Origin of the sequence: Subtercola boreus (assembly GCF_003399635.1) — a bacterium.
Taxonomy (GTDB): Bacteria; Actinomycetota; Actinomycetes; order Actinomycetales; family Microbacteriaceae; genus Subtercola; species Subtercola boreus_B.
Genome location: NZ_NBXB01000085.1, coordinates 1 through 2,657, shown reverse-complemented (window position 1 = coordinate 2,657; position 2,657 = coordinate 1). Strand labels below are relative to the sequence as shown.

Genomic DNA, 2,657 nt, shown 5'->3' with positions numbered 1-2,657 from the left:
TTCAAAAGAACGTTCTGAACACCCGGCGCTGGAACACTCGCGAGGAACTCCGCCTCGCGATCGTGGTGTGGATCGAAACGAAATACAACCGCCGACGCCGCCAACGGGGCCTCGGCAAACTCACCCCCGTCGAGTTTGAGACAATTTACACAACCGCAAACGCGGCCTGAAAACCATCAACCCCCAGTGACAACCAAACTCTGGGCAGACCCATCGGCAACGGAATCAACCTATGAACTCGACCATCTCGGAGGTCAAGTCGAAGAGCTGAGTGCACAGATTGACGCCACCGAGGCAGAGATCGCTGTCACTGCGGATGCTGCTGCGAGTCGAAATCGGCTTGTGGCGGAGCTTAGTTTCTCAATTGACGTCCGCACCCGCGAGAGAATCACTCCGCAGCTTCAAGCCTTTGCTGATGCCACGGCGAGCCTGGCCCGAGCTGATGCGCTCAGCCGCGAGCTCGAAAAGACCCTTACGCAGTGGGATCGAGCAGACGATCTCGAAGCACATGCCCAAACGCTCGAGACGCGACTGAAGGCGCACAAGGACGAGTTGGATAGTGCACAGAAGCTGCTCGAGTCTCGTCGGACCGAAGTCTTCGACGAGCTTGATGCTGAGTTCGCAGAGACCGTGGCGGCGATCAGAATTCCTGGCGTAAGCGCGGCGACGATCAACCGTGAAAGCTACCTTCCAATGCTGAATGGCAAATCGTTTCAGTCGTTCAGTCCTGTTGGCGGAGTTCGTACCGCAACTCAAGTGGCTTATTGGATCACCGTCATAACGGTGGCTCTCCGCCGCCGAGATACCTACTATCCCGCGTTTCTGCTCATGGATAGTCCACGAACTTCATTGAACGACAGCGATGACCTCTCCTCAGCTCTCTATCGACGCCTAGTCACGATGGCTGATGCGGCGGAAGGACGTGTCCAGGTAATCATCGGTGATAATGAGCTTCCGGCGGACTATCGTCGGGATTACGCACAGCTTGACTTTGACTACGATCATCCGACGATCAACACCATTCATCACCCTGGGCGTGAGTCTGTTACGCCGCTCAATGGTTCCGGGGCTAAGACGTAAGAGGTGAAAGGCATTAGTTTGGCCAGGCACCAGCACCAACAGGCAGATTCGATCTCAAACATCGACCGCGCTCTCACGAGGGGCGGGCGAAGCGCGACTCCCTGATTGCGGAGATGCCGGCCGATAATTCCCTTCGCCACTTCGAAGCGCGCGCCTACCTCGGCCAGCGTGAGCCCCGATTGATACATCTCGGCAGTACGCTCCGCCTGCTCGGATGTGAGGCCTTGGCGACGCAGCTTGGCCCCTGATGCACGGAGATGCTTCATGACCGCGACGCGGTCCAATCCGGTAGTCCTGCAGATCGCTCGAACGGTCCTACCTGACTCGTAGTCCGCCCGGAGGAGCGCGATCAAATCAGGCGTGTACGAGGTTGGAGGTTTCTCAACTGCTCGGGAAACTGGGCCCCGAGAGTCCGAAATGACCCCAATCTCACCCTGCACCCGCACCATTTCGATCCCCGCTTTGGCCCGACAAATCAACGATCTCAGGGGATGGCGCGAGTTTGGAACTTTGTCCCTCCAGGGGCTGTTGATGCCAACTGAAAATAGGGCCAGTACTGCCAACTGAAAACAGGGCCACCAACCACTATGGAAGGTGATCACTTTGGATGATTGGGCAGAGATTCGTCGGTTGCATGCGGCTGACGGGCATTCGAAACGGGAACTCGCGAAGCTGCTTGGCGTTTCGAGGGGGACGGTTGATCGGGCGTTGGACGCTGACCGGGTTCCTCGGTACGAAAGGCCTCTGACGGGGTCGAGTTTCGATGACGTAGCCCCGGCGGTCAGGAAGTTGCTGGCCGGGTCGCCGCGGATGCCGTCGCCGGCCCTCGCGGAGCGTGTCGGCTGGTCGGGGTCGTCATCGCTGTTCCGGTTGCGGGTCGCGAAGATCCGGCCCGAGTACTTGCCCCCTGACCCTTCGGACCGGATTGATCACCAGCCGGGGGTGCAGGTGCAGTGCGATCTCTGGTTCCCGCACCAGGCGATCCCGCTGGGCCATGACCAGCAAGGGTCGCCGCCCGTGCTCGTGATGACGTCGACGTTCTCCGGGAACATCCAAGCGTTGATGCTGCCATCCCGGACAACACCGGACCTCCTCGGCGGGATGTGGGAGCTGCTGCAACAAGCCGGCGCGGTACCGAAACGTCTCGTGTGGGACAACGAGACCGGTATCGGCAGGCGCACCCTCACCGAACCCGCCGCAGCGTTTGCCGGGACCCTGGGAACGAAGATCGTGCTGCTACCTCCCCGGGATCCGGAGTCGAAAGGGATGGTCGAGCGGGCGAACCAGTTCTTCCGGCAACGCTTCATGCCCGGCCGCACCTTCGCGTCGCCTTCGGACTTCAACACCCAGCTCGTCGACTGGCTCCCTGTCGCGAACGCCCGCCACTCCAGGTCCAGGCGCGGGAAACCGTCAGAGCTCGTCGGTCGGGATCGCGCGGCAATGCGGGCGCTGTCGCCGGTTCCGCCGGAGGTGTTGTTCCGGAACACGGTCCGGCTACCCAGGGACTACTACGTCCGTGCGTTCACGAACGACTACTCCGTCAGCCCGGGCATGATCGGCCGGATCGTTGACGTCAC

General features: G+C 60.5%; 3 protein-coding genes. All 3 read left to right on the top strand.

Going from position 1 to position 2,657, the window contains the following annotated elements; genetic code table 11:
* Nucleotides 1-170, top strand: a 170-nt coding sequence (locus B7R22_RS18570; protein WP_216363343.1) for an IS3 family transposase, incomplete at its 5' end; no start/stop codon positions are given.
* Nucleotides 171-186: 16 nt separating this feature from the next.
* On the top strand, nt 187-1,080 hold the full coding sequence (locus tag B7R22_RS18565) for a hypothetical protein (RefSeq protein WP_216363541.1): 894 nt from the start codon (nt 187-189) through the stop codon (nt 1,078-1,080).
* A 594-nt stretch (nt 1,081-1,674) separates the two neighbouring features.
* Nucleotides 1,675-2,657, top strand: a 983-nt coding sequence (gene istA, locus B7R22_RS18560) for an IS21 family transposase (protein ID WP_116413162.1), incomplete at its 3' end; no start/stop codon positions are given.